Origin of the sequence: Streptomyces sp. NPDC002994, assembly GCF_040611155.1 — a bacterium.
In the GTDB taxonomy this organism is placed as follows: domain Bacteria; phylum Actinomycetota; class Actinomycetes; order Streptomycetales; family Streptomycetaceae; genus Streptomyces.
Genome location: NZ_JBEXNQ010000017.1, coordinates 155047 through 178338 on the forward strand (window position 1 = coordinate 155047; position 23292 = coordinate 178338).

The 23292-nt window shown below is 68.1% G+C and carries 16 protein-coding genes and 1 pseudogene; 4 read left to right on the forward strand and 13 right to left on the reverse strand.

Features of this window, described 5'->3' with window-relative positions; all coding sequences use genetic code 11:
* Positions 1–353: 353 nt before the first annotated feature.
* Positions 354–599, reverse strand: a pseudogene (locus ABZX79_RS23485) (hypothetical protein); the annotation flags it as partial.
* A gap of 496 nt (positions 600–1095) precedes the next feature.
* Positions 1096–1695 carry a chorismate mutase gene (locus tag ABZX79_RS23490; RefSeq protein ID WP_355260938.1) on the reverse strand — a complete coding sequence of 200 codons (600 nt, stop codon included), beginning with the start codon at positions 1693–1695 and terminating at the stop codon, positions 1096–1098.
* A 267-nt stretch (positions 1696–1962) separates the two neighbouring features.
* Between ABZX79_RS23490 and ABZX79_RS23495 the strand changes: the two genes are divergently transcribed.
* Positions 1963–3447 carry a penicillin-binding protein 2 gene (locus ABZX79_RS23495; protein ID WP_355260941.1) on the forward strand — a complete coding sequence of 495 codons (1485 nt, stop codon included), beginning with the start codon at positions 1963–1965 and terminating at the stop codon, positions 3445–3447.
* Between the two features lie 427 nt (positions 3448–3874).
* On the opposite strand, the gene ABZX79_RS23500 is transcribed toward ABZX79_RS23495, so the two are convergent.
* The 3 genes from ABZX79_RS23500 to ABZX79_RS23510 form a co-directional block, all read right to left on the reverse strand.
* A complete protein-coding gene (locus ABZX79_RS23500; protein ID WP_355260944.1) occupies positions 3875–4504 on the reverse strand; it encodes a hypothetical protein in 630 nt (209 codons plus the stop codon).
* A gap of 621 nt (positions 4505–5125) precedes the next feature.
* On the reverse strand, positions 5126–6505 hold the full coding sequence (locus tag ABZX79_RS23505) for an MFS transporter (protein ID WP_355260947.1): 1380 nt from the start codon (positions 6503–6505) through the stop codon (positions 5126–5128).
* A gap of 927 nt (positions 6506–7432) precedes the next feature.
* Positions 7433–8779 carry a hypothetical protein gene (locus ABZX79_RS23510; protein WP_355260950.1) on the reverse strand — a complete coding sequence of 449 codons (1347 nt, stop codon included), beginning with the start codon at positions 8777–8779 and terminating at the stop codon, positions 7433–7435.
* A 775-nt stretch (positions 8780–9554) separates the two neighbouring features.
* On the opposite strand from ABZX79_RS23510, the gene ABZX79_RS23515 reads away from it, so the two are divergent.
* Positions 9555–10019, forward strand: a complete 465-nt coding sequence (locus ABZX79_RS23515) for an SRPBCC family protein (protein WP_355260953.1) — start codon at positions 9555–9557, stop codon at positions 10017–10019.
* Between the two features lie 139 nt (positions 10020–10158).
* On the opposite strand, the gene ABZX79_RS23520 is transcribed toward ABZX79_RS23515, so the two are convergent.
* Genes ABZX79_RS23520 through ABZX79_RS23530 form a run of 3 tightly spaced genes read right to left on the reverse strand, consistent with a single transcriptional unit; the run spans position 10159 to position 12653 of the window.
* Entirely contained in the window at positions 10159–11127 is a 969-nt protein-coding gene (locus ABZX79_RS23520; RefSeq protein ID WP_355260956.1) for an alpha/beta hydrolase, read from the reverse strand.
* A gap of 51 nt (positions 11128–11178) precedes the next feature.
* Positions 11179–12423: a beta-ketoacyl-[acyl-carrier-protein] synthase family protein gene (locus tag ABZX79_RS23525; RefSeq protein WP_355260959.1), complete on the reverse strand. Its 1245-nt coding sequence runs from the start codon at positions 12421–12423 to the stop codon at positions 11179–11181.
* The gene (locus tag ABZX79_RS23530) at positions 12420–12653 is read right to left on the reverse strand and encodes an acyl carrier protein (RefSeq protein WP_355261019.1); all 234 of its coding nucleotides are present in this window, start codon (positions 12651–12653) and stop codon (positions 12420–12422) included. The genes ABZX79_RS23525 and ABZX79_RS23530 overlap by 4 nt, the downstream gene beginning before the upstream one ends.
* Before the next feature lie 1603 nt (positions 12654–14256).
* On the opposite strand from ABZX79_RS23530, the gene ABZX79_RS23535 reads away from it, so the two are divergent.
* Complete coding sequence (locus tag ABZX79_RS23535) at positions 14257–14379, forward strand: hypothetical protein (protein WP_355260962.1); 123 nt, start codon at positions 14257–14259, stop codon at positions 14377–14379.
* Between the two features lie 216 nt (positions 14380–14595).
* Here the strand turns inward: ABZX79_RS23535 and ABZX79_RS23540 are convergent, their stop codons facing one another.
* The 4 genes from ABZX79_RS23540 to ABZX79_RS23555 form a co-directional block, all read right to left on the reverse strand.
* Entirely contained in the window at positions 14596–15423 is an 828-nt protein-coding gene (locus tag ABZX79_RS23540) for a tyrosinase family protein (RefSeq protein WP_355260965.1), read from the reverse strand.
* Positions 15424–15487: 64 nt separating this feature from the next.
* The gene (locus tag ABZX79_RS23545; RefSeq protein WP_355260968.1) at positions 15488–15898 is read right to left on the reverse strand and encodes a tyrosinase cofactor; all 411 of its coding nucleotides are present in this window, start codon (positions 15896–15898) and stop codon (positions 15488–15490) included.
* 1094 nt (positions 15899–16992) lie between these two features.
* Positions 16993–18519 (reverse strand): hypothetical protein, encoded by a 1527-nt coding sequence (locus ABZX79_RS23550; RefSeq protein WP_355260971.1) that lies wholly within the window; start codon positions 18517–18519, stop codon positions 16993–16995.
* A gap of 1097 nt (positions 18520–19616) precedes the next feature.
* Positions 19617–20735, reverse strand: coding sequence for a substrate-binding domain-containing protein (locus tag ABZX79_RS23555; protein ID WP_355260974.1), 1119 nt, complete (start codon positions 20733–20735; stop codon positions 19617–19619).
* Between the two features lie 763 nt (positions 20736–21498).
* Between ABZX79_RS23555 and ABZX79_RS23560 the strand changes: the two genes are divergently transcribed.
* Positions 21499–21687 (forward strand): DUF6193 family natural product biosynthesis protein, encoded by a 189-nt coding sequence (locus tag ABZX79_RS23560; RefSeq protein ID WP_355260977.1) that lies wholly within the window; start codon positions 21499–21501, stop codon positions 21685–21687.
* Positions 21688–21754: 67 nt separating this feature from the next.
* Here ABZX79_RS23560 and nhaA read toward each other — a convergent pair whose 3' ends face one another.
* Complete coding sequence (gene nhaA, locus ABZX79_RS23565; RefSeq protein WP_355260980.1) at positions 21755–23065, reverse strand: Na+/H+ antiporter NhaA; 1311 nt, start codon at positions 23063–23065, stop codon at positions 21755–21757.
* Between the last annotated feature and the right edge of the window lie 227 nt (positions 23066–23292).

Here is a 23292-nt window from a genome sequence, read left to right on the forward strand (position 1 = left end):
TTACGGCCGCTGGTCTTGTACGAATGTCCGTGACTGGCCCACGCGATGTCGTCCACCGCCATCCCTGGGCCACAGGCGCTTCCGGCTCCATCCGACCGCGCGTGCCAGATCCTCAGTCCGCTGCCGTCTGGTGGCGTCATCCGTCACGAGCCAGCCTTCACCGAACTCCAGAACCAGCGTGACGGCCGGGTGCGGGACTTGCCCACAGGGCAACCGGGCCCGTGTTGTACATGGGCGTGGACGACTTGCATGGAGTCCGCGACGGCACCGCCCAGCACACCGAAATTGTCAAGGACATCAGCCCTGCCACACTGGTCAGCGCATGTTCTACTTCCGCGACATCGACGGCTATGTCAGACCGTGTCCGTCGGTCTGAGGTCCTTTCCAGTGTTGGTGAGCCGTCGGCCGGCGCCAGCATCGTTCGGCACGCCGGTGGCCGCCGGGCCCAGGCGCCGGAGGCCGGGTGCGAGGGCGAGGGTGCCCGCGACAGAGGCGGCGGCCATCACGGTCATGGTGGTCACGGGTGAGGTGAGCTGCGCGACGCCGCCCAAAGCGTGGCCCCTCGGCTCGCTCGGGATCAGGGACATCAGGCGTTCCCTGCTGGTATGCCCACCGCGGCGGAGGCGAACAGGAACCCCGCGTGGCGGGGTACGTTCCGCCCGGCAACTGATGGGATCGCAGCCGCTGTTCGTGCCGGTAACGTCGCGCCTGGGATGGATCTGCACGGACCCGGCCGGGCTCTCACGGCACCGTGCACCGGAACGCCGTGGTGTGTACCGATGCTCGGGCACGCTGGCGGCGCCGCAGCGGGCCGCCGCTCCATGGGCGCTGGCCCAGGCTGCTTGCTCGGTGCCGGGCGGGCCGAGCGTGCTGTCCGCCGCGCCCCCCTGCAAGGCGGGCCGCGCTGCTGAGTTGACACTGCGCAGCCGGCGCTTGGCGCAACGCCCCCTACCGCACGCCGCCGCGACAGCAGCCGGGATGACCGCGAGGCGCTCCGCGTTTGAGGAGCCGGTCAGGGAGCGCGCCACCCCGAGGGCAAACGCCAGAGAGTAGCCCGCGCCTCTTGGCGGGCGGCACGGCGCGGGCGGGATGGGTTCAGTGTGCCCGGCACACCGAAGGCAGCGCTCTGAGTAACCCCGTCTCGTACAGGGGGCTCAAACGCAGCCGTCCGGTCACCGTCCGTTCGGCTGTGACGAGCCGGACCGCGCAGCGGGCTCCGTGGCGCACGGCATCGGTGGCGGACAGCTCGGCGAGCAGCCGGTGGTTGATGCTGTCGATCAACGGCCGGATCTCGGCGAGTGTCGGCCGGTGCTCGGGCGGACGGGCGGTGCCGCTGTCCCACGTCCGGAAGAGCTCCCGCTGGACCAGCTTGTTCGCCTCGATCTGGTCCTTGAAGACCGCCGTCGCCTCGGCCGGATCCAGCCCCAGGCCGCGTGCCTCCGCGGCCACGGCGTCCAGTACCTGCTGTTCCCGGGAGGGATCGTCGATCGGCGAGTCAGTCCCGTACTTGGCCGCAGCGACCTGGTTCGCGAGCAGCACGCGCTCGGCGGCCAGCCCGACCAGCGGTTCCAGTACCGGCCGGGCGGGCGCCTCATACGGGGTGCGCGGCTGGGCTTGCGTCGGGCTCGTACCGGCGCCGAACACGGCGGCGACGGTAACGACGGAACACACGGCGACACGAATGCGATGAGGCATCCGCTCAACCTAGTGCGCTGAGCCGGAGATTCGTCGTTCGTTCGGTGTGAGGCAGGTTCGGCGTTGCCGGCGCGCAGGGCGGCGAGGTGCTTGCGCACGACCTGGCGACCAAGACCGAGCCACGCGAGCAGCAGTCGGCGTCTGCCGGGGGACCTCGTTTGCTGGGCCGCCTCTGCACGCAACCAGACCTTCCTGTTCATCGTCTTTCCCTAGAAGATCTTTTCGGACACGCGTGCGGTAGAGCGGGCGTGGAGGGGCGGGGCATCAATGAACAGGCCGCTGAGACGCGTGGCGATTTTCTGTGGAATCCTGATCATGGCTCTGCTGCTGCGGGTCAACTGGGTGCAGTTCGTACAGGGGGAGAACCTCGCGCAGCACAAGGACAACCGGCGGGTGAAGATCTCCCAGTTCGCGCAGGCACGCGGGGACATCATCGTCGGGGGCCGCCCGGTGACGGGCTCGAAGGAAGTGCCGGGGCAGGACTTCAAGTTCAAGCGGACCTTCACGGACGGGCCCATGTACGCTCCCGTCACCGGCTACGCCTCCCAGGCCATGGGGATGTCCCTGCTGGAGCAGACGTACGACTCGGTGCTCAGCGGCCAGGACGACAGGTTCGCGTTCCAGCGTGCGAGGGACGTCGTCACCGGGAAGCCGCTGCGCGGCGGCTCCGTGGTCACCACCATCGACCCCAAGGCGCAGAAGGCCGCGTACAAGGGGCTGACCGACCTCGGCGCGCGCGGCGCCGTCGTCGCACTCGAACCGGATACCGGAAAGGTGCTCGCGCTGGCCTCCGCGCCGTCGTACGACCCGTCGGTGTTCGCCGGGATGACGTTCAAGGAGGGCGACCGGTTCAAGGCGCTCGATTCCGACAAGAGCAAGCCGCTGGCGAACCGGGCACTGCGCGAGACCTTCCCGCCCGGCTCGACCTTCAAGATCCTTACGGCGGCCGCCGCCCTGGAACACGGTGTCGTCACGGATATTGACGCCGCGTCTGACGCTCCGTCACCGTACCCCCTGCCGCTCTCCACGAACCGGATCGGCAGTGAGGCCGGTGACGGCGTATGCGACAAGGCGTCGCTGAAGACGGCCATGCAGCACTCCTGCAACAACGTGTTCCTGGATGCCGCGTCCAAGCTGGGCCCGGACAAGATGAGGGAGACGGCGCAGAAGTTCGGCTTCAACGAGGACGTCTACTCCGAGGACTTCGGTGACCTGCTGGCGAGCAAGAGCCTCTACCCGGAGCGCCTCGACAAGCCGGGAACGGCGCTGACCGGCATGGGCCAGGGAAGCCTCACGAGCACGCCGATGCAGATGGCCATGGTGACGGCCGCCATCGCCAACGGCGGCAAGCTGATGCAGCCGTACATCGTCGAGAAGCTGATCGGTCCCGACCTGTCGCCGGTCGAGGAGCACGAGCCGAAGCTCAAGAGCCAGGCGATCTCCGAGGAGACCGCAGGCAGCGTGCGCGAGATGATGGAATTCACTGCCCGCGAAGGCAGCGCCAAGGGAGCGCTGATCGACGGCATCACCGTCGGCGGAAAGACCGGAACGGCGCAGCGTGGCGTCAACGTCGACGATGAGGTGCCGTACGGCTGGTTCGTCTCGTACGGCAAGAACGCCGACGGCGCCTCGGTGGCTGTGGCCGTCTTCATCGACCCGACGGACATGGACATCTCGCGCGACGACATCTCCGGTGGCAAGCTGGGCTCCCCGATCGCCAAGCAGGTCATGCAGGCGGTGCTCACCAAGTAGGTGCCGATACGTCTTGGGCGCACCTTCCCCTTGCCAGAGGCATCCGCTCCCGAAGGGCCACTCCGGCTGATCGACCGCCACTCGCCCAGGGCCAGTCGTATCCGAGTTTGGGGGAGTATTGCCGTACTGCCCACTGTTGCTCGATCAGCCGGCCCCAGTCCCGTGCCCGTTCCGACGTCCAGGATCCGGCTCTGCCACGTCGGGGATCAGGTGCATGACGTCCTGATGAACATCGGTGAACGACGCTTCTTCGCGCTGGAGAGCCAACGCGCCCGCGCTGGATCCGTATCCTGCACAAGGCGAGGATGCGGGTCCGCGACGACCTGGCGACGATGTTCTGCAAGCGGGTGGCCACGAAGATCAAGAAGGCCAAGGCCGCGCTGGAGATCGTTGAGGCCGGAGCACAGCCGGTGTCGCTACGCGGCGGTCAACGAAGCGATCTGCTCCGCGAGACCTGCGTCGCTGTTGTCTCCGCCAGGACGATCCCCGAGGCCCAGCCGCCGGCAGTCCCGACGTCGTCCAGGGATACTCCCGTCGCTACGGCGACAGCGCGCTGCACGAGATCGTTGTACGCACGGTCGGCGATCTCCGTGGAGATGCCTTGGCCATCGGGGAGGAACCCGGCCGCGGTGAGTACAGCCGAGACGGGCGGGCTCATCTCGCCCCATCGGATCCCGCTGTCGATCGCCATGCCGCCCCACCTGTCGTCGAGGTCCGCGTACAGCAGCTCGAGACAGTTGGGATTCTTGAAGACGGTCATCGCGGGATACTCGGCGCTGCACAGCTCGAGGAGAACGGACCGTTCGGCTCCCACGAGTCCTCTGTAGCCGCTGGTCTCGATGATGATGCTCCAGCCAGGGTGCACGCGGCCGGCGACGAGAAGAACACCGTCTTCAGCAAGGCCTGCGTCTTCTTCCTCGCGGAGCGCATCGAGCGGGCTCTCGATGGGGCGGATGGAGACGGCTTCCATAGCCTGCAGCGCCTCGAGCGGGGGCAGCGTGGTGAAGGTGAAGGACCAGCCGCCGAAGTAGCTGTCGAGGGTCTGCATCAGGTCCACGAGGCCTCCGGCGAGAAAGGGGAACGGCGCTCCTCGATGTTCGAGGAGCGCTGCTCATCATAATTTCCGGGTGTGACAGTCCTGTGGCTAGACCGGTTCTGGCCGAGGTTGACGGGACACACGGAGAAGTCCCAGTCCGGGCTTGAAGCGCCCTTGAGCGCGGAACGGAACGGGTACTCGTCGCAGTCCTTGCCGCCTGCTTCAGCCGCAGGGAGAGCGGCAGGCCGGTGGTGGAGTACTCGCCGGTCGAGGTGCACGCCTGGTCCTTGTGGGAGGTGTTGGCGTTCATCGTCGTCAGATGGAAGTTCTCGTGCAGACGGTGCAGGACGGCCGCATAGTAGTCGCCGGCTACGTACTTACCGGGGATGCTCTCCAAAGCGGCGCTCGTCGGGTACGTCGAGTCGGGCTGGTTTTGCGCCTTGTAGATGTGGTCGGCAACACCCTTGTGGGAGGAGTCTGCGGCGCGCGAGTACACCATCCGCGGGATGGTCTCGATGAATACGCAGCCCTTCTACGGTGCCGTGGGCGCCGAGCTTGTCCCGATCAACGCCGGGGGGCGGTCCAGATGTTGTACCACCAGCCCCAGTCGTAACGGGAGTCACGTGAAGGCCGTATCCGTGATCAATGTGAACGAGGTTCGACGTCACCTGGAGGGCGGCTGCTGGTCTCTGGGGCGGCCGTCTCGTGGGCTTCAGAACGGGCGACCGTCGGCGGCGCGTCCTGCACGGCCGGAAGCACCCGTCCCAGGCGTGCGAGCGGGGACAAAACCATCACCACAGGGGACAGCATCATGCCTGCGGCCGTCACCAGGAGGCTGGTGAGCAGCCCCCACTCCATCGCGAGAAACCCGCCGAGCAGGGAGCCGAGCGGGGCCGTCCCCATGCCGACAAACGTGATCGTCGCGGCCGCGCGGCCGTGCATCCCGTCCGGAGTGACGGCCTGCCGCACGGCCATGACCGTGACATTCACCAACTGGCCAGCGGTCCCGAACACGAAGTTGATCGCCAGGAGCGCGGAAACCGTCACCGCAGAGGAGCCGTGCAGCGCGGGCACACACAGGAACACGCCGTCGCCGAGTGCCGCCGCGGACACGAGCACCGTTCCGTAACCGAACCGGGGCGGCAGGCGAGAGGCCAGCATCGAGCCCAGCAGCGCGCCCGGCCCCATCGCCGCAAGTGCCAGCCCAACGGTGGTGCCTGAGAGGTGCAGTTCCCGCGGCAGGAAGAGCAGATAGACGGTCATCATGGACGCGAAGGAGAACTGGAAGGCGGCCGAGGCGAGGCACGCGGTCCGCAGCGAGGTATCGCGGACGACAAAGCGGAGGCCCTCATAGATCCGTCGCCATACCCGAGGGGGACGTTCCGAGCGTTCCGGGATCGATTCGATCCGACGGATCCGCCGGATCGACAAGAACGACAGCGCGAAAAACACCGCGCTGGAGGCAGCAGCGATCGGCGCCGACAGCAGTGACACCAATGCGCCGCCGAGGGCGGGCCCGCCGATCTGAGCCGCGGACCGGCTGCCCTCGAGCGCGCTGTTGCCCTGTAGCAACTGATCGCGTTTCACCAGTCGTACGAGAGACGCCTGATAGGCCACGTCGAAGAACACGGACAGCGCCCCAACGCCGAGGGCGACCACGAGCAGTGCGGGCAGATTGAGCCAACCGAGGAGACCGGCCACGGCGGCGGCGCCCAGTAGCAGGGTCCGGCCGGCGTCCGTCACCACCATCACCGTGTGGGCCCGCCACCGGTCCACCCACGCGCCGACGAAGAGCGAGAGCAACAGGAGCGGCGCCTGCCCCACCGCGCGGAGGACGCCCAACTCGCCGGCGTCGGCGTTGAGCGTCAGGACGGCGAAGAGCGGGAGAACGATCAGAGTGGTGTGTTCGCCGAGTTGGGAGGCCGTCTGACCCACCCAGAGTCTGCGGAAGTCGCGATCCCGCCACAGACTTGGCGGAACAGATCGACTGGAATCGGATACAGCGGAGGACGTGGACGGCACGAAGATCCCTTGGATTGCCGACGACGAGGACCATCACCCGGCGCACACCAGGTGCGCCTGCGATTCAGGCAGGGGAAGGCTCGCTGTGCCGCAACGTCAAGGGCAGCACGCGATGACAGGCCGATCACGGCCTACAAGGTCAACGCGCGCTCGGACGACCGGGCATGTCTTAGCTCCTCGTGGGTCACTCGCTGCACCCGCACCCTAGCCCTCGGCGGCTCAGCGCGAAAGGCGATTGCGTCCCGGGACAGACGACCAGGCCCCAGGTCCGGCCTGCCGCCGCATCTCCGGCCCGGTGGGACTTTGCGAAAGACTCCCTTTCTCGTTTACAAAACCAACCTGTCTCCTGAGACATGGCGAAGTCTGGAGAACGACGGTTACCGGTGCTTGTTGTTCACGTCGGCTCCCATGGGCGGGCCGACGCGGTTGCAGTCGCGGCGTGGGTCGCTGGCCGAAGGCTTGGTCCTCGATGGCGAAGTGGTGGTGTGGTGAGGGAACAGGCTGTCGTTCGAGGCGTTGCAGCGCCGCGCGCCTCCTCCGGCAGCCGCACCGTCCAACAGCTGGCCGCCGCGATGTCCGCGGACTTCATCGCCTTCGACGTCCTGCGGAAGGACGGTCAGGAGTTCCTGAACGAGCGAGCCCTACGGACGACGACGCGCCGTCCTCGAGGACCTGTTCACCAAGCAGGGTCTGACGCCGCCGGGGACGCTGTACCCGATGACGACGAACCCGGCCATCGCCCAAGAGGCTGGAGTCCTGGACGGAAATCCTGGGCGTGGAGGGGCTGGTGGTCAAGGGGCTTGGGCCAGAGGTACATGAGAGGCGCCCGTGGCTGGCTTGTTAACTGCACCATCGGGTTGCTTCACGCCCCGGGGCCGTGATTCGTAAGCATACGGGGATGTACGAGTCGGCCCGGAGTGCGAGGTTTTAGAACGGGGGTTCGGTGGAAAATGTGCCGGTCCAGACAGGTGTGACCGGCTCGGACTGGCGCTGCTGAAGGAGTGCCACAGCGTCCTTGACTCGGCCGAGGTCGATGAGATGGCCGGCCAGAGAGCTGGCGTTGGCGGGGGCGTGTGGTTCGAGAACCGCGACGGCCTCCTCGGTTCTGCCCCTCTCGGCGAGCAGGTCGGAGACGGTCCAGGCCGCGTACGAGGCGCCGCTCTCGGGGTGCGCCCTCGCCTGCTCGATCGGTTCATCGAGCAGGCCGCAGTCGGCCATGAGCCGAAGCCGCATCCTGAAGAAGTCCCATTCCTCCTCGCCGTCGCGGCGTGCCTTGAGGGCGTCGAGGTAGGCCAGGCCGTCCCTGGCGCGCCCGTGGTCGGCATACAGGGTGCACAGCATGTCGACGATCCAGTCCTCCGCGCCGCCGGGTGAGTCCGCGAGCATGCGTATCGCCTCGTCACCCCGGCCATGCCGAGCCAGGAGCTGCGCCAGTTGCACCGCACCGTGGCACTGGCGGGCGGGCGAGTCGCCCGGCTGCTGGTACACGGCGATCGCGCCTTCCACATCACCGCGCTCCTCCAGCACCTCGGCGAGACGCTGCGCGGCGTGCCCGTGGTACTCGGACGCCGCGTACACGCGCAGTTCCTCGATCCGGTCGTGCCTCGCGAGCAGGTCGGCCAGCTGGTCGCGGGCGTTGACGGAGGTGGTTTGCCGGGTGTTAAGAAGGGCGATCGCTTCGTCGACGCGGTCTTGACGTTCACGGATCGCGGCGAGCAGGCCGATTGCCATGTCGGGGTCGAGGCCGCGGCAGCACCACGGGGCGTCGCACCGGTGCTGGGCCGGGATCCGGGCGGCCAGCAGCGCAGCGATGTCCTCGTCTCGGCCTGCCCCCTCGACAACGTCGACAAGAGCGGAGGCAAGGAACCAGTCCTCGACCCCGGCGCTCAGCAACATGACCGCCTCGTCCTTGCGTCCGTACCGGTCCAGCAGGCGCGCGAAGAACTCCAGAGCGAGCCCTCCGGTGTCTGCGTACGGCCGGGCCAGCGCGATCGCCTCCTCTGCCCGCCCCCAGCTCTCCAGCAGTTCCGCCTGGGTCCGGGCAGCCGGCCACCAGCCCGTGGCAATGAACGGAGCGAGCACCTCCAACGCCTGTGCCTGTCGACCCTGGTCACCGAGCAGCCGCGCCCACTCCCGCGCGCAGAACCACTCCCCACGGCCGGCCTGGAACTCCACCTCCTTGTCGTGACCCAGCTCAGGAAGCCGGGAGACCAGCAACGGAGGAATGCAGCCGGACAACGTCCGGGCCCGGTAGTCAAGATCAGCAGCGTCCATAGCAGCGCACCCTAGCCACCAGCCCCGACAACGGCCCGCTGGGGATGGTCGAACTCCGCTGAGACTCATCGAGCTTCGGGTTGAGCTGGGTCGGCAATCCATCACCACGGCACCTCGCTCAAGGCTTGGTGCAGAGAAGGTTCAAGGTTCGCCGGCGGCAGACGACCGAAGCTGTGATCGGCGCCCGTCGCCGGAATGCTGCGACGCCCGCAGCTGTTCGTCCTCGGGCGTTACGACCGACCCGACCCTGGTCGTCCCCGAGCTGATCGCCGAAGTCACCTGGCGTCATTCGCTGCGCTTCGTACGGTTGACCCTGGATGTCACGGTGGTTGACTGCCGCTGTTCGAAGAAGGCGCTGAGTCCTCCAGCGGCTGACGGATCGCCCTCCGCGCCCGTCTGGCCGGCACAGGGGCCAGTGAGTGGTGATCACTTTCCGACACCCAAGGTGAGTATGAAGGGGGTTGCCGCTTGGGCGCCGCGGGCACCCGGCTATGGGGGATCGTCCGCCTCGATGCCCTGCTCGGAGGCTGTGCGTTCTCGGTCCCGGGGTGTGGAGGGTGGCGGTGCGGGAGTCCTCGGGAGCGTTTGCGGTTGGGCGCTTGGCGCGTTTGGGCCGATCTTTCATGAGGGCGAGCCGCTGGTTCAGGAGATGGCGCCGCGGTGTGGTGCGTATCACAGTAGCGGCTTGTCACGCTTCGCTGGTGTGGGCTGTCTCGATGGTGTGCACGGCAGGAAGTCAAGGGCTACGCGTGCTCGACCGAGGAGGACATCTGCCATGGAAACCATGACCGTCGAACGCGTCATCGACGCACCTATCGACGATGTGTTCACCTGGCTCACCACGACCACCAACTACACGGCTTCGCCGCTGGTGCTGCGCTGCCGCCTCACCCGGCGCGGCACCGACGCGCCCTACGGCGCCGGTGCCGTCCGCAGTCACCTCTGGCTCATCGGTTGGCTCAGGGAACGCATCACCCACTACGACGCGCCGTACGCCACCGAGTACGTCGTCGAGCGCAGCCTGCCGCCGTCCCGGCACGAACTCGGCCGCATGACGTTCAGCGAGGTCGACGGCGGCACTCGGGTGTGCTGGACCACCCGCGCCGAGATGCGCATGCCGTTGCTCGGTGCTTTCCTCACCCGGGTCCTCGTGCGGCCCATGATCACCCGTTCTTTCGGCAGCATTCTCGACGCCGCCAACGACGCACTGTCGGCACCCCCCAGCCGAACGCGAGCATGACGGCCGCCCCCCACCGTCGGACAGGCTGTCCGGAGCCCTTGCCGTGTCCCGCCCGCTCGGCAGCACCGCGTTGCGGCGTTGGGGCGCGTCCGCGCCGGGTGTGAACCCGATCTGGACTGTCGCCGCACATGCCTCGTCCTTACCGTGGTGACGTCGCCCCCACTACGTCACCACTGACCCTTTGCTCCTGCCTCATCAGGCCCTGCGCCGGTACTTCTGACGCGGTGTCGGGTGCCGGTCCTCCGCTGTGAGGAACGACGTACTGCGCATCGGTCAGCGACCGCCCGGTGAAATGTCGCAGTGCGAGGTCTGCCACGTCATGGGCTCGTTCCAGTACGACCCAGTGGTCTGATTCGCGCATCGTGACGAATGTGCTGTCCTCGATCGTCGTGGCGAAGGACTGCTGGGCGTCCACGGGGGTGAGGTTGTCGTGCTCGCCGCTGAACACCAGTGTGGGTACTCCGGTGAGCCCGCCGTCCATGCGGGGGATGCCAGAGCTGAGGGCGCGGATCAGCGAGGCCCGGGCGTGTGGCGTTTGGGAGTAGGTCTGGAACACGGCCCGTTTCACATACCGGTAGACCAGGCGGCGGTGGAGCACTGGCAGGGCGGGGTCCATGCACAGCATGGACTCGGCGAACAGTGCGGCGAATTCCTGCAGCCGACCCGCCGCCAGCTCCCGGGCCAGCTCCTGGAGCCGGGCGTACTGCGCGTCGGAGACTGTGGTCGGCACGCCGCCAAGGACCAGCCGCGCGATCCGCCGGGGCTGCCGCTGCGCGCACAGGAACGCGACGACTGATCCGAAGGAGTAGCCGAACAGATTGACGCGGTCCAGGCCGAGGTCGTCGATGATCTGCTCGGTCGCCCGGCAGAGCAGCGGGAGCGCGTCGTGCGCGGTCAGCGGATCGGCAGCGCCCGTGCCGGGGAGGTCGGCGGTGATCACGCTCGTTACCCGCCCCAGCTGGTCCTCTATCTGGGGCCACCCGTACATGCCCTGCAACGCGCCGCCCAGGACGAGGACCGGCTCAGCTTGCGCGTCCGGACCGGGTACCAGCCGGTAGCAGTAGGACAGTCCGTCCACGGTCAGGGAACGGACGATTTCCTCGGTCATGACTTCCTCGCATCATTGTGCCCGCCGGGCGGGTCGTCGCCTGTGGGTGGATCACGCGCGCGTGAGCACCAGGGCGGCGGCGAACCCGCCGAACCCCATCGATGTCTTCACCGCACACTCCAGGGGGGCCGGCCGGGCCTCCTTGGCGACGACCTCGACCAGGACACCGGGATCCAGGCACGTGAGGTTGGCGGTGGGCGGGACGAGTTGGTGGTGCAACGCCAGCACGGTCAGTGCGGTCTCGATCCCTCCGGAGGCGCCGAGGGTGTGCCCGGTCATCGCCTTGGTGGACGTGACCAGGGGGTGCTGTCCGCACACCCGGGCGATGACGGCACTCTCCACGAGGTCGTTGAGGATGGTCGCGGTGCCGTGGGCGTTGACGTGGTCGACGTCGGTGCCCTGGAGCCCGGCGTCCGCCAGGGCGGCTCGCAACGCCCGTTCCAGCCCCGCTCCGTCGGGGTCGGGCGCGACGGTCGCGTCGGGGTCGGTGGCCGCACCGTAACCGGCCACCTCGGCCAGGACCGTCGCGTCGCGCGCACGGGCGTGCTCGAGTCGTTCGAGCACCAGCAGTCCGGCGCCCTCCCCGAGGACGAAACCGTCGCGGTCGGCGTCAAAGGGGCGACAAGCCGCGGCCGGGTCGTCCCGGCGCGTGGACAGTGCCTTCAACTGGTTGGCGCCGGCTACCAGCAGCCGGCTGGCGGCGGACTCCGCCCCGCCTGCGACCGCGATGTCGCAGGCCCCGGCTCGCAGCAGCTGGAGCGCTGTCCCGATCGCATGCGTGCCCGAGGCGCAGGCTGTTGACACCGCGAAGCTGGGACCACCGGCACCGAGATCCCGGCACACGCTGTCGGCAGCGCCACTGACGGGCGTGAGCAGTCCCACCTTGGGGGAAATCCGCCGCGGCCCCCGCTCGCCGAGTACGGCGCTCTGCTCGTCGTAGAAGGGCAGACCTCCATGGCCCGAGCCGATGACCACCGCGACCCGGTCGCCGTCCCACACGTTCTGGTCCAGTCCCGCAGCCGCGACCGCCTCGCGCGCCGCGACCACCGCCATCTGGGAGAAACGGTCCATCAGCCGGGAAGATGCCACCCCGAGGAGCGCGTCGGAGTCGAACCCGCCGACGGTGTACGCGAAGTCGCAGGGCATACCCGCCAGGGCAGGAAGCGGGCCTACCCCCGATGGTGTGGTGGACCGCGTGATCTCGTCCCAAGTCCGATCGGCACCGATACCGGCCGCCGTGACCAGCCCGATGCCGGTCACCGCAGCCGCGAATGGCGCACCGTGGGCGGCCTTCACATGGCCGCCTTGATGCTCACGAGGTCGACAAGCTGCGCGACGGTGTGCCGAGAGGTCAGATGCACGTCGTCCAGGTCGACAGCCATCCGCTCCTCCAGGATCACCCGCAGCTCCTCGAGTGCCAGGGAGTCCAGACGCAGCTCATGCAGAGCAGTGTCCGCAGGCACCGACTGTGGATCGATGCCAAAGTTCCCGGTCAGTACGTCCCGGACGTGCTGCGCGGCATCCATGCCGACATCCATGGGCTCTCCTCCATACATCTGTACCCGGCCAGGAACTGGCCCGTCCGGTTGCTGAACGCCTGAACCGGCGGGCAGTTACGCTTGGGCTCCCCACGGCCCCGGCGCCGGACGGATCGCGCACCGGGGCGAAACGCCGGCGGATCATCGCAGTGGCCGGCGGTGAGGGGCTTTTCGGCGAGGTCGAGGACGCTGGGCTCGAGGCCGGCCATGCCGGCGTACTGGTCGGCCAGGGCGGTGCGGATCATGGCGATGAGCACGCAATGGCGTGATCCCCGTCGGCAGCGCACGTTCCGCGAGGGAGGGTGGCAGAAGCCGCGCATGACCGGCGGCCGGCGAGCGGGGTCGTCACGGACGTGACGGGTCGCAATCGCTCGGGCTGCTTCACGTGGCGCGATGAGGTTCGACGGTTACCTGTTCGGGCGACGTGGGGGCGATGGACGGGCGAGCGGTCCCGTTGACTGAGCCGGTCCAGCAGCTACGCCCGCTCAGCGAAGGTGCTGAGCTGTTCACCCGGCTGGCTGACGGGCGAGGAACAGTTCGTACTTCGCGATCGGTGTCCGATGAGCGCCGGCTGCTGAGCACGTGCTCCCGACCTCGGATTCGCTCCAGCCGTCTGCGGAGCCAAATTCGGTTCCGGCGAGGGAGACTCGCGATGCTGCCGTCGCACCGACAGTGACACGGCGAGCGGATCATCACGGCGTGATAATTCGCCGCCCCTGAGGATCCAGCGTCCAGGGCGCATTGCTTGCCTTGTCCAGCCTTGTCCTGTCTTACGTCGCTCATCCAGCCCCTACGGCACGTCGCAAGCACTGGGGCAGCTGACAGCAGGTCTGGCCATGCGAGGCAGACTGCCGGGCCCGCGTACGTGCGAAGGTGCCGCGGGCCCAGCTCTCTTACGTCTGGCAGTCCTCATTCCGCGGTGGTGGACCGCGCCGGGGCGGCGCTGGTGGCCGGCCCGGAATCAGGCTGCCTTGGACCCGTCCCGGACTGCGCGTGCGGTCCGCACCTTCATTCGTGCGAGGGCGGTGACCTGGACGGACCGCTGGATCCTTCAGATGCTTCCGCCGCTTCCGCCGCTTCTGGCCCAGGGGCCGGAGTAGGAGTGGGACGACAGTGAGCGGCAGGGGCGGGGGGCCCAGAGTCCGGGCTTCGCCGGTCCGGTGCGGCAGCAATCCGGGCCGCCCTGCCCATAGAGCCTGAGCTGGGCGCGGAGCTGACCGCAACTGCACCCAGGCTCGTTCCGCCCGAAAGACGGCCGCCGAAGGCCTGCGCGGCGGCTGTCGGCCATCGTGATGCCGCACCGCCTCCTGGAGGGGGCGGTGCCCCGGGCGAAGCCCTCGGCCGGTCCCGCGGCGGACTGACCACCTTTACTGATCACGCCGGGACAACGGCGGACTGCACACAGTTCGAGCCGGTCACGGACAAGATCCATGTCCCACGCGCGGCACGCGGCCGTCCTCGCCGCACGCAAACCCGGCATCTGACAAGCGATTCTGGGAAGCAGGACCACAAGGCCGCCCGCCTGCGCCGGGGTTCACACGGCGGACGGACCTCGGGATTCGACAAAGGGCGGTGCAAAGATCGCAACACAGTGGAGCGGGCCATCGGCAAGCTGAACAAATTCAGAGCCGTGGCCACCCGCTATGACAAGCGCGGATACGTCTACCTCGGCACCGTCACCGCCGCCGCACTCCTCATCTGGCTCCGTTGGTGATCGGAGGGACGGCCCCCGCGCAACCGCGTCGCACCGCGGGCGCACTGCCGGCCGATGGCGTCGCCGGTTGCGGTCCCAAACGCGGCCTGCCTCGCTGCGCACGTCACCATCGCCTGCCAGGTTTCGACAACAGATGATGGCGCCCCTTCCCGGAAAGCGGCGCTGGGCGCAGCGGAGGAGGCGCAGTCCTTTCATTGATGAGGGGCGGGGCTCGGGCTACGCCGCGGTGTCGTACGTGTAATGCCTGGTGTGATCCAGCATGTCGGCGGGCGTCACGTCGTTCCAGGGACGCATGACGTCATTGAGGCTCACTACGCTGGGTGTTCCGGTGGCAGGCAGGTACGTCGATCCCGGATGCCGGGCCTGCCACTGGGCCCAGAGCCGGTCTATGAACGCATGATGCAGCCAGAACACCGGGTCGTTGGGGGAGACACCGGTGGCCATCTGTCCGCCCACCCACACATGTACGCGGTTGTGCAGGTTGACGCCGCGCCAGCCTTCCAGGTGGTTGCGGAACCCGTCGGACGCGCTGTTCCAGGGCGAGGTGTCGTACGTGGGCATCGCGAGCACGGAGTCGACCTCCGCACGAGTGGGCAGCTGCTGTCCGCCGGAGCCGAGGGCCCGGCGGAGAAAACCACGTCCGTCGACCCGTACGGACACCGGCCACTTGCCGGCGGTGACTGCGAAGGCGCCGTCGCTCACTTGCCCGTCCCTGCTTCGGCCAGTACCGCCCAGGAAATCGGCCGCCCACAGAGAGGACGTGGGGGAGCGGTCCACAGTCCAGTCCCAGTAGGGCAGTGCCACGTCCGGGTTCACTGCCTGGAGAGCCTGCTCGAACTGTATGAGGAACCTGCGGTGCCAGGGCAGGAAGGACGGCGAACGGTGGCCCACACGGTCTCCGTTGTCGGTGTCGCTCATGATGAACGCGTTGTGGGTAGTGACAAACGTGTCGTAACGTCCGCTGCGCTTGAGCTCGAGCAGCGCGTCGACGAAGCGGCGCTTCTCGGCGGAGGTGAGGTTCGCCTGGTTCTTGCGTACGGTCATGGGAATGCCTTCGGGCTCAGGGTCGGACGGCGTTGCTGGACGGCGTTGCTGGACGGCGGTGACGTCAGAGCAGGGGCTCGAGCTGCGATCCCTGAAGTTCGACCACGGCGGCGCGAGCCACGGCCCGCGGGCTGGCGAACGTCTCGTAGTGATTGACAACGCTGATCCACGTGCCGTCGGCGTTCTGCATCACGTGCAGTTCCTCGCCGTCGATGCGCACGGAGTAACCGGCGCCGTGGTGTCCTCCGTGATGTGACGGCGCGCCTTGTATGTGACGCCCTTTGAAGGACTCGTCGAACGCCTTCGGCTGTGTGGGTATGTGCCCAGAGCCTTCCGGGGAGTGGGCTTCCCGGTTACGGTGACCGGCGGCCGGAGCGTCGGACGGCTCGGCCCTTCGCGCGAAGCCCGTCAGAGCGAGGCCGGCCAGAGCCGTGGCGGAGGCGCTCAGGGCGCGGCGTCGGCTTAGTTGAGACATGGGTGTTCCCCCTGGTTGGTGCGAGTCGATGCGAGTTGATGCGCCCGGGACCTCTGTTTCGGCGCTGGGCAGCAAATTGACGACCCCTCACCGAAGAACGTGCGGCTGGTCAGGCCGTCCGGGCCCCGGCGGGCCGTCGGGAATATGACTACAGCCTTATGTCCGGCAGGGCGAAGTCGCGGCGCAGTCGTTGGTTGCTATACGGACAAGAGCCCACACATAGTGCGGAGTTGAACCAAGTCGATCTTCCTGTGCTGCTCGTTGCATTGAGGTTGATCCGAAGATTTTGCGGAGAATGTAGGAAAGGTGTGAAGGATTTGTTGTCGCCTGCCGGTAACCGTGGCAGTCGTCACGCCCGGAGGCTGTCCGGATTTGTAGGTGAGCCTTGAGCGAAGGAGCGCAGCGTCTACGGAGCGAGGCGCCGGCCGAGTGACTCTGGAATCTCACTCCCGGGGCCCGGCCCCAGCCGCATGCTTCTGTGGGTTTGTTCGTCCGTGTGAAGCGGGGGCTGCGCAGGACGTCGATGACGACCTCGCAGCAATCCACCCAGTGGTCAGTGCTGGGCGTGCTGAAGGTCGGCACGCGTATGTCGTCGAACTCGGTGCCCGCGGGAGCTGGACTGGTCGCGTTGCGGCAAGACCCCTGGTCGGCCGGGTTTCGTCGCGGCCACCGCCGCTACGAACGCAAGGCCACGTACTTCCGGGCCTTCGAGCGGGGCTCGGTGGGCCCGGTGGGGAGGTGTCGCCAGTCTTCCGCGGTCGATTCGGCCTGGCGAGGCTCAAGCGAGAGTGTCATTGGCCAGGGCTTCGGGGTTCCAATCCGGATCAGCGTGCGCGGCGGTGGCGTTGGGGGACGAGGTGTTCGATGGCTCAAGCACGAAGGGCCAACTCTTGGCGGCGCATGCGGGCTTGCCCCCACGGGGCGTCGCCATGGAACCGCTTGTTTCGCTGACAGGGACAGCTTGGCCCAGCGCAGGCGAACACCGCGAGATGCGCTCCAACTCTTGCCCCTGGGGCTGCCACCACGAGGCGGCGGGCAGCCCTGCCGCTTGGACGGACCGAACTTGGGTGGAGTTGCGTCGTGAGGACTTGTGTCTACGTCGGACCAACCGCGAGCGGGACCGCTGCGGCGATGCGTCCCCCGGCGCCGAAGTGGAGACGGTCGAGGCCGTCACCGTACGGCCAGTCCTCCGCCCGGTGGAAGCACAGGTCGGTGGGGATCGGCGCTTGGCGCAGGTCCGCGACGTGGGTTCCGGCGGGGAGGCCCGCGGCCGCGGCCCGCAGCGGGTCGGTGGAAGACGCCCACTCCCCGATGGGGGCCGGACGGGTCCACGGCTCACCGGTGTTCGGGAAGAACCAGGTGGTGGCCCCGGCGAGAGAGCGCGCGAAGGCGGGGCTGCCGGCGGCGTCGCGGGCAAGACGGGCGACGGTCAGCAGCAGGTGAGGAAGCGACTCGGCCAGCACGGTGACCTCGGGGTACTCCCGGAGGCTGCTCGGATCGGTGGGTACCGACACGGCGTAACCCCACTGACCGGTGTCCGGGTCGATGCGGATCTGTGCGAGGGCGGTGTGGCGGGCGTACACGACCCGGGCGACGGGCCAGTACGTCCCGTCACCGCCCATCATCCGGTGCACCTCGGGGTCCACGACGTGCTCGGGCGCCCCGGGCAGCAGCTTCAGGTCGGGCAGTCCAGCTATGCGCACACCGCCGATGTCACGCAGTACGTCGCGGACGTCGGCGGGGACTGGCACCGGCCAGGTGTCCATCTCCTCGTCCTCGCAACCGGCCTGAAGGGATATGAGGTCGGGGAGTTCGGCGGCCAGCGCGCGCAGCTCGGCGACGGCCCGCGGGCCGGCATCGTCGGGGACCCGGTGGCGGCGTACGCCGCCCCGCAGGAAGTCGCCGCTCACCATGCTGCGGATGAGCAGCACCTTGCCGTCTCCGGCCAGCCGGAACTCGACTTCACTGCTGCCGGTGTCGGCGGTGTTGTAGTCGGTCGAGTGGTACGGCTCCCAGCTGACTCCGCATGGATAGGCCGGGAGCGAGCGCAGATCGACCAGGTCGGTGAGCGAATCCCCGCGGCCCACCAGGGCCACCAGCTCGGCGTCCGCATCTGCGCTCTCGGCGATCTCTACGGACGGGACGGCCTCGGTGAAGACCGTGGGGAGGGGGCGATCCTCCACCGTGCCGCCGTCGGCGAGGCGTTCGGCGAGACCGAGGAGCCAACCGGTGAAGGCCGGGGCTTCGACGGTGACTTCTGGTTCGTCGTACGGCTGGACGGCTACGACCGGGCCCCAGTCGGAGCGCTGCTCTCCGTCCACGCCCACGAGGAGCGAACCCTGGCCCCGGTTCAGTTCTCCGAGCGTCCAGTGGCCGTCCGCGAAGGGGCGGCGACCGTGGGAGCTGCCGCGGGGCCCGAATACGTACGGAAAGCCGCCGGCCTCCAGGCCACCGGCCTCGCGCAGCACGACGCGTACCGCTTCCGGCACCGGGACCGGCCACGCGTCCAGCTCGGCGTCCGTGAAGCCGTCGAGCAGAGCGATGCCGTCCGGCCGCCGTGCCGCCAGCGCCCGCAGTGCTCCGACCGCGATCCGTGCCCGCTCAGCGCTCTTGTCGGTCATGTCGTTCCCGCCCCATTGTGCCTTCGACTGTGCCTTGTGCGTGCCGTACCGTTCGATGATCCACGGTGCCCGCGTTCCATGTCCAACAAGGCCGGGGGCGGGGGGCGTTGGGTGCGGCCGGCAGGAAGCCTGTACGCGCCTTGTACTGCGCCAGGGTCGCATGGCTTCGTGGGCACTCCTGCTCCGGCGGCAGAGGCCACGACGCCGAGGTGTCTCGGTGTGACTCCCGTGACCATTCACCCATTCAACCGTTGAATCGATCACGCCTCCATCAAGGCGCCGTTGAATCAACGAAGTTGGGTAGATGCCGATGCACTCCAAGACCATGACCGCTGCCGTGCTGCTGGCCGGAACCGCTGTGCTGTCCGCAGCAGAGGCGGCTGCTGCCGACTCAGTCTCACCCATCGGGAGTGCCACAGGTACCGTCACCGGCGCGGTGTCGAACCTCCCCCTGGACCAGGTGGCAAAGACGCTGCCGGCGGGTACTGCGGAATCTCTGGCCGCGGGTCGGAACGCCCTGGTTTCCGGCGCGGCCACGCTGCCGGCGACGGCGGACAGGACACTTGCGGAGCTTCCCGGGACGGGGTCGGCTCTTCCGGGAGGCGACCTCTTGGGCGGGCTGCCTGTCGCGGGAGATGCCGCAAAGGGTGGGCTGCCCACGGACGCCGTAACGGGGGCCGTGCCTGGCGGTCTGCCGGGTGGCCTCCCGGGTGGTCTCCCGGTGGGCGGCTGACCGGACAAGGAGCGCTCCCTCCTGCCGATCGGCCCCCTGGCTGCAAGCTGGAGTTCCCACGCCAGGCATCTCGCGTCGTCCCTCGGCGGCGCCGTGATCGTTAGAAGGCTTCTACGGCGAGCCGGGATACACGGCAACCACGACCAAGCGGGCGAACTGCCAGGTGGCGGTGAGCGTTCACGCCGCCACCGACACCGCACGCCGTGGCCCCCCGCGGGTACCGCGCGGCGGGCCACGGCCTGACGATGAGGACGTGTACGCCCGGGTTCAGCTCGAAGTACCGGCTGGTGGTGTGGGCGCGGTTGGCCGCTGTACGGCCCCGGTGAGTAAAGGGGTACGGGGTTACGGGGCCGGCCACGCGGGACTACTTGAGGCCGAGCTCCTCGCACTCGGCCCGGACCTTGGGGACGCAGATCTGCTCCACCGTGTAGAGGCCGTCAGTGACGAGGGTCTCTTTGATGTTGTCCTTCGTCAGTGCGATGACCGGGATGCGCACCGTCGGGACGGATTTCTCGGTCGGGGTGTCGATGTCCGTGTGCGCGGCGGAGCCGAGCGACATGTTCCTGGCCAGCAGGATGGCCATCTCCGCGGCGGCCTCTGCCTCCGGTGCGTACTGCTTGTAGACGGTCATGTACTGATCACCGGCAACGATGCGCTGCACGGCCGCCAGTTCGGCGTCCTGGCCGGTGACCGGCGGGAGGTCGGTGACACCGGCGGCCTTCAGCGCGGCGATGATGCCGCCCGCCATGCCGTCGTTGGCGGAGTAGACACCGGTGATGGCGTCCTTGCCGAGGGAGGCGATCGCGGCCTCCATGTTCGCCTTGGCGTTCTCCGGCTTCCAGTCCTTGGTGTCGTACTCGAGGCCGATCTCGACCTTGCCGTCGAGCTCGGTGTGGGCGCCCTTCTTGAACATGGCGGCGTTCGGGTCGGTGAGGGCGCCGTTCATCATCACGACCTTGCCCGACGCGGACCCGGGCCCCGTACCGGAACCGGCCTCGCCCTTGAGGGCCTCCAGCAGGGACTTGCCCTGGATGTGGCCGACCTGTTCGTTGTCGAAGGAGACGTATCCGTCGATGGGGCCCTCGGCGAGGCGGTCGAAGGCGACGACCGGGATGTTGGCGTCGTCCGCCTTCTCTATCGCGCCGGCTATGGCCTTGGAGTCCACCGCGTCCACGATCAGCACGTCGACCTTTTCCTCGATCATGGACTCGAGCTGTTGCGTCTGACGATCGGCGTCGTTGTTCGCGTTGGCGTAGCGGACCGTGCCCTTGCTGTTGGTGAGCAGCGCGATGCGCTCCTCGATGACCGGCTTGTCGAACTGCTCGTAGCGAGCGGCCTGGTTCTCCGGGAGCAGCAGGCCAACAACGATGTCGTCACTCAGCCTCACACTCGGCGGTTCCTCGGTCGTCCCGCAACCGAAGAGGGACATGGCCATCGCGGGGGCGGCGGCTGCGACGGCGGCACGACGCAGAAGTGCGTTCATTCGTTGAATCCAAGCTCCCTGGCAGGCCGCATCAATTGCGGCCAAGGTGGCCGAAATCCAACTCTGTGGTTGAGGAAGCGTCAAGATGCGTCCGACTAACGTGACCGCAACGTGATTATCTGTAATCAAGCGTTCGAGCATCTGTGATCGCAGGGGAGCTGGTGAGGAGGCGGTGCATGTGGATTGTCGGCGGCCTGCCAGTCGATGTATCCGAAGGCCCACAGCCGATACGCGAAGTCGATGCGACTCCCATTCCCGTTGACGCGGCGCCGGTCCTGCCGGCGCTGCGCCTGATGACCGTTCTCTTTGTGGCGTTGCGACGGCAGACTACGGAGGTGAAACTCCGGTCTCTGTCCCGACCTGGCCGCCGTGCTGGAACAGTTGGCGGCCGACCTTGGTGTCGATCTCACGGTGGTACCCGGCGACTGGGGCTCACTGGTTTCGGCTGGTATCGCCTCGTCGGTCCCTGAGCGCAAGCCGCTGGTTCGGTGTCTCCGGCTGGAGTCGAGAGGTCACCCTCATCACCGGAGCCACGCCCGACTTGGCGGATGTCGTCACGGCCGGGGTGGCGTGGGGTCAGAGCAGGAGCCTGAGTGAGCTGGGGGCACAGGTGCCGTTTCTGCACTCCAGTGAGCGCGCCCCAAGGCTCACGATGATGGGCCAGCCGCAGTAGTGGAACTGCAGTGGCGCGTGATGCGGGAACAGGCGGCCGAGGCGCCGGATTCCCTGAGTTCGGTGAACTCGTGGAAGCAGCTCATGCCGCGTGGCAGCTGCGACAGCTCATGAGGTGGCCATCGCCCCGTCTTACGACGGCAGCCGCTACCGCGTGCTGAAGCATCGTCACGCCGACATCATCGGCGAGGCCGCCGCCACAGCCGATGAGGCTGTTGCCCTGGCTGTGGCGCACCTCCCCGCCGGTCTCGGTCCGGCTGTTGAGGGAACCGCCGAATGAGTTGAGTGGCGCGCGCGGCAGCGGGGAGCGGCAACCTGACAGTGACGGGCCCATGGAGGGGGCTCCCTCAGCCTTGCTCGGTGGTTGCATGGGCCTTTTGGTAGATGTCCGGGATGCCGTCGTGGTCGTCGTCGCGGTTCTCTTCTTCGTACAGGCGCCGGTAGAGGGTGTTGCGGCGTATGACGAGGACAGCGGCGAGGCCGGCTGCTATCAGTGAGCCGATGAGGACGGCGGCCTTGATGTGCTCGGCTTCGGCAGGGTTCGGGAAGGCCAGTTCGCCGACGAGCAGGGCGACGGTGAAGCCGATCCCTGCCAGCACGGCGACCGCGAAGACATCCGCCCAGGCAAGGTCTGGATTGAGGCGGGCCCTGGTGAAGCGTGCGGCCAGGTAGGTACCGGCGAAGACGCCGACGGTCTTCCCGACGACCAGGCCCAGCACGACACCGAGTGGTTCCGGCTGAGTGAAGACCTCGCCGACCGATGCGGCCGACAGGCCCACCCCCGCGGCGAACAGCGCGAACAGGGGGACGGCGACACCTGCGGAAACGGGGCGCAGGAGATGGGCGGTGCGTTCTCCGGGGGAGGTCTTCTCCCGCTGCTCGGGGTCGTGGGTGGCTCGCAGGATGAGGCCCATGGCGACGCCGGCGACGGTGGCGTGCACGCCACCGTTGTACATCAGTGCCCAGATGACGATGCCGAGCGGTACGTACCACCACCAGCCCGTGATGCGGTTGCGCTGGAGCAGGTAGAAGACCAGCAGTCCCGCGAAGGCACCGGCGAGTGCGGTCAGGTTGAGGTCGCTGGTGAAGAAGACGGCGATGATCAGGATGGCGCCGAGGTCGTCGACGACGGCCAGGGTCAGCAGGAACGCCCTCAGCGACGCGGGCAGGTGGGTGCTGAGTACGGCGAGCACGGCGAGGGCGAAGGCGATGTCGGTGGCCATGGGCACCGCCCAGCCGTTGAGGCTGCCGCCGCCGGCGGCGGCGGTGACGGCGTAGAAAGCGGCGGGTACTGCCATGCCGCACGCGGCGGCGACCACGGGAAGGATCGCGGTCGCCGGTTTCTTGAGCTCGCCCACCACGAGCTCGCGCTTGAGCTCGATCCCGGCGACCAGGAAGAAGATGGTGAGCAGTCCGTCAGCGGTCCAGTGCTGGATGGACAGGTCCAGCCCGAGGGCGGGGATGCCGAAGTGGAGATGGCGTATGTGCTCGTAGGCGTCGCTCCACGGCGTGTTCGCCCAGACGAGCGCTACCAGGGCGGCGGCGAGCAGGACGAGCCCGCCCACGGTCTCTGTCCGCAGGGCCGCGGTGACGGCCATGCGCTCCGGCAGGGGGAGCAGGCCGAGGAAGGGGGAACGGTCGCGCGGGGCATCAGCCATGGGAAAGGGGCCTCCGGTGCATCGGCTTTTGGGCATAGGGCCCCTAATCGCCGACCAGACTTCCCGGCACACCCCGCGTCATGTTGAACGCGTCGTCGGCACCCTAACCGCAGGCATCGGTTTTCGGCCAGACCGGCCGATCGTCATCGACCTGCCGCGTCGGCGTGGAAGCGTCCTGTTCGTTCAGCGGAGGCTTCATTCCAGATAACGGTCTTGTTTCGTTCGCT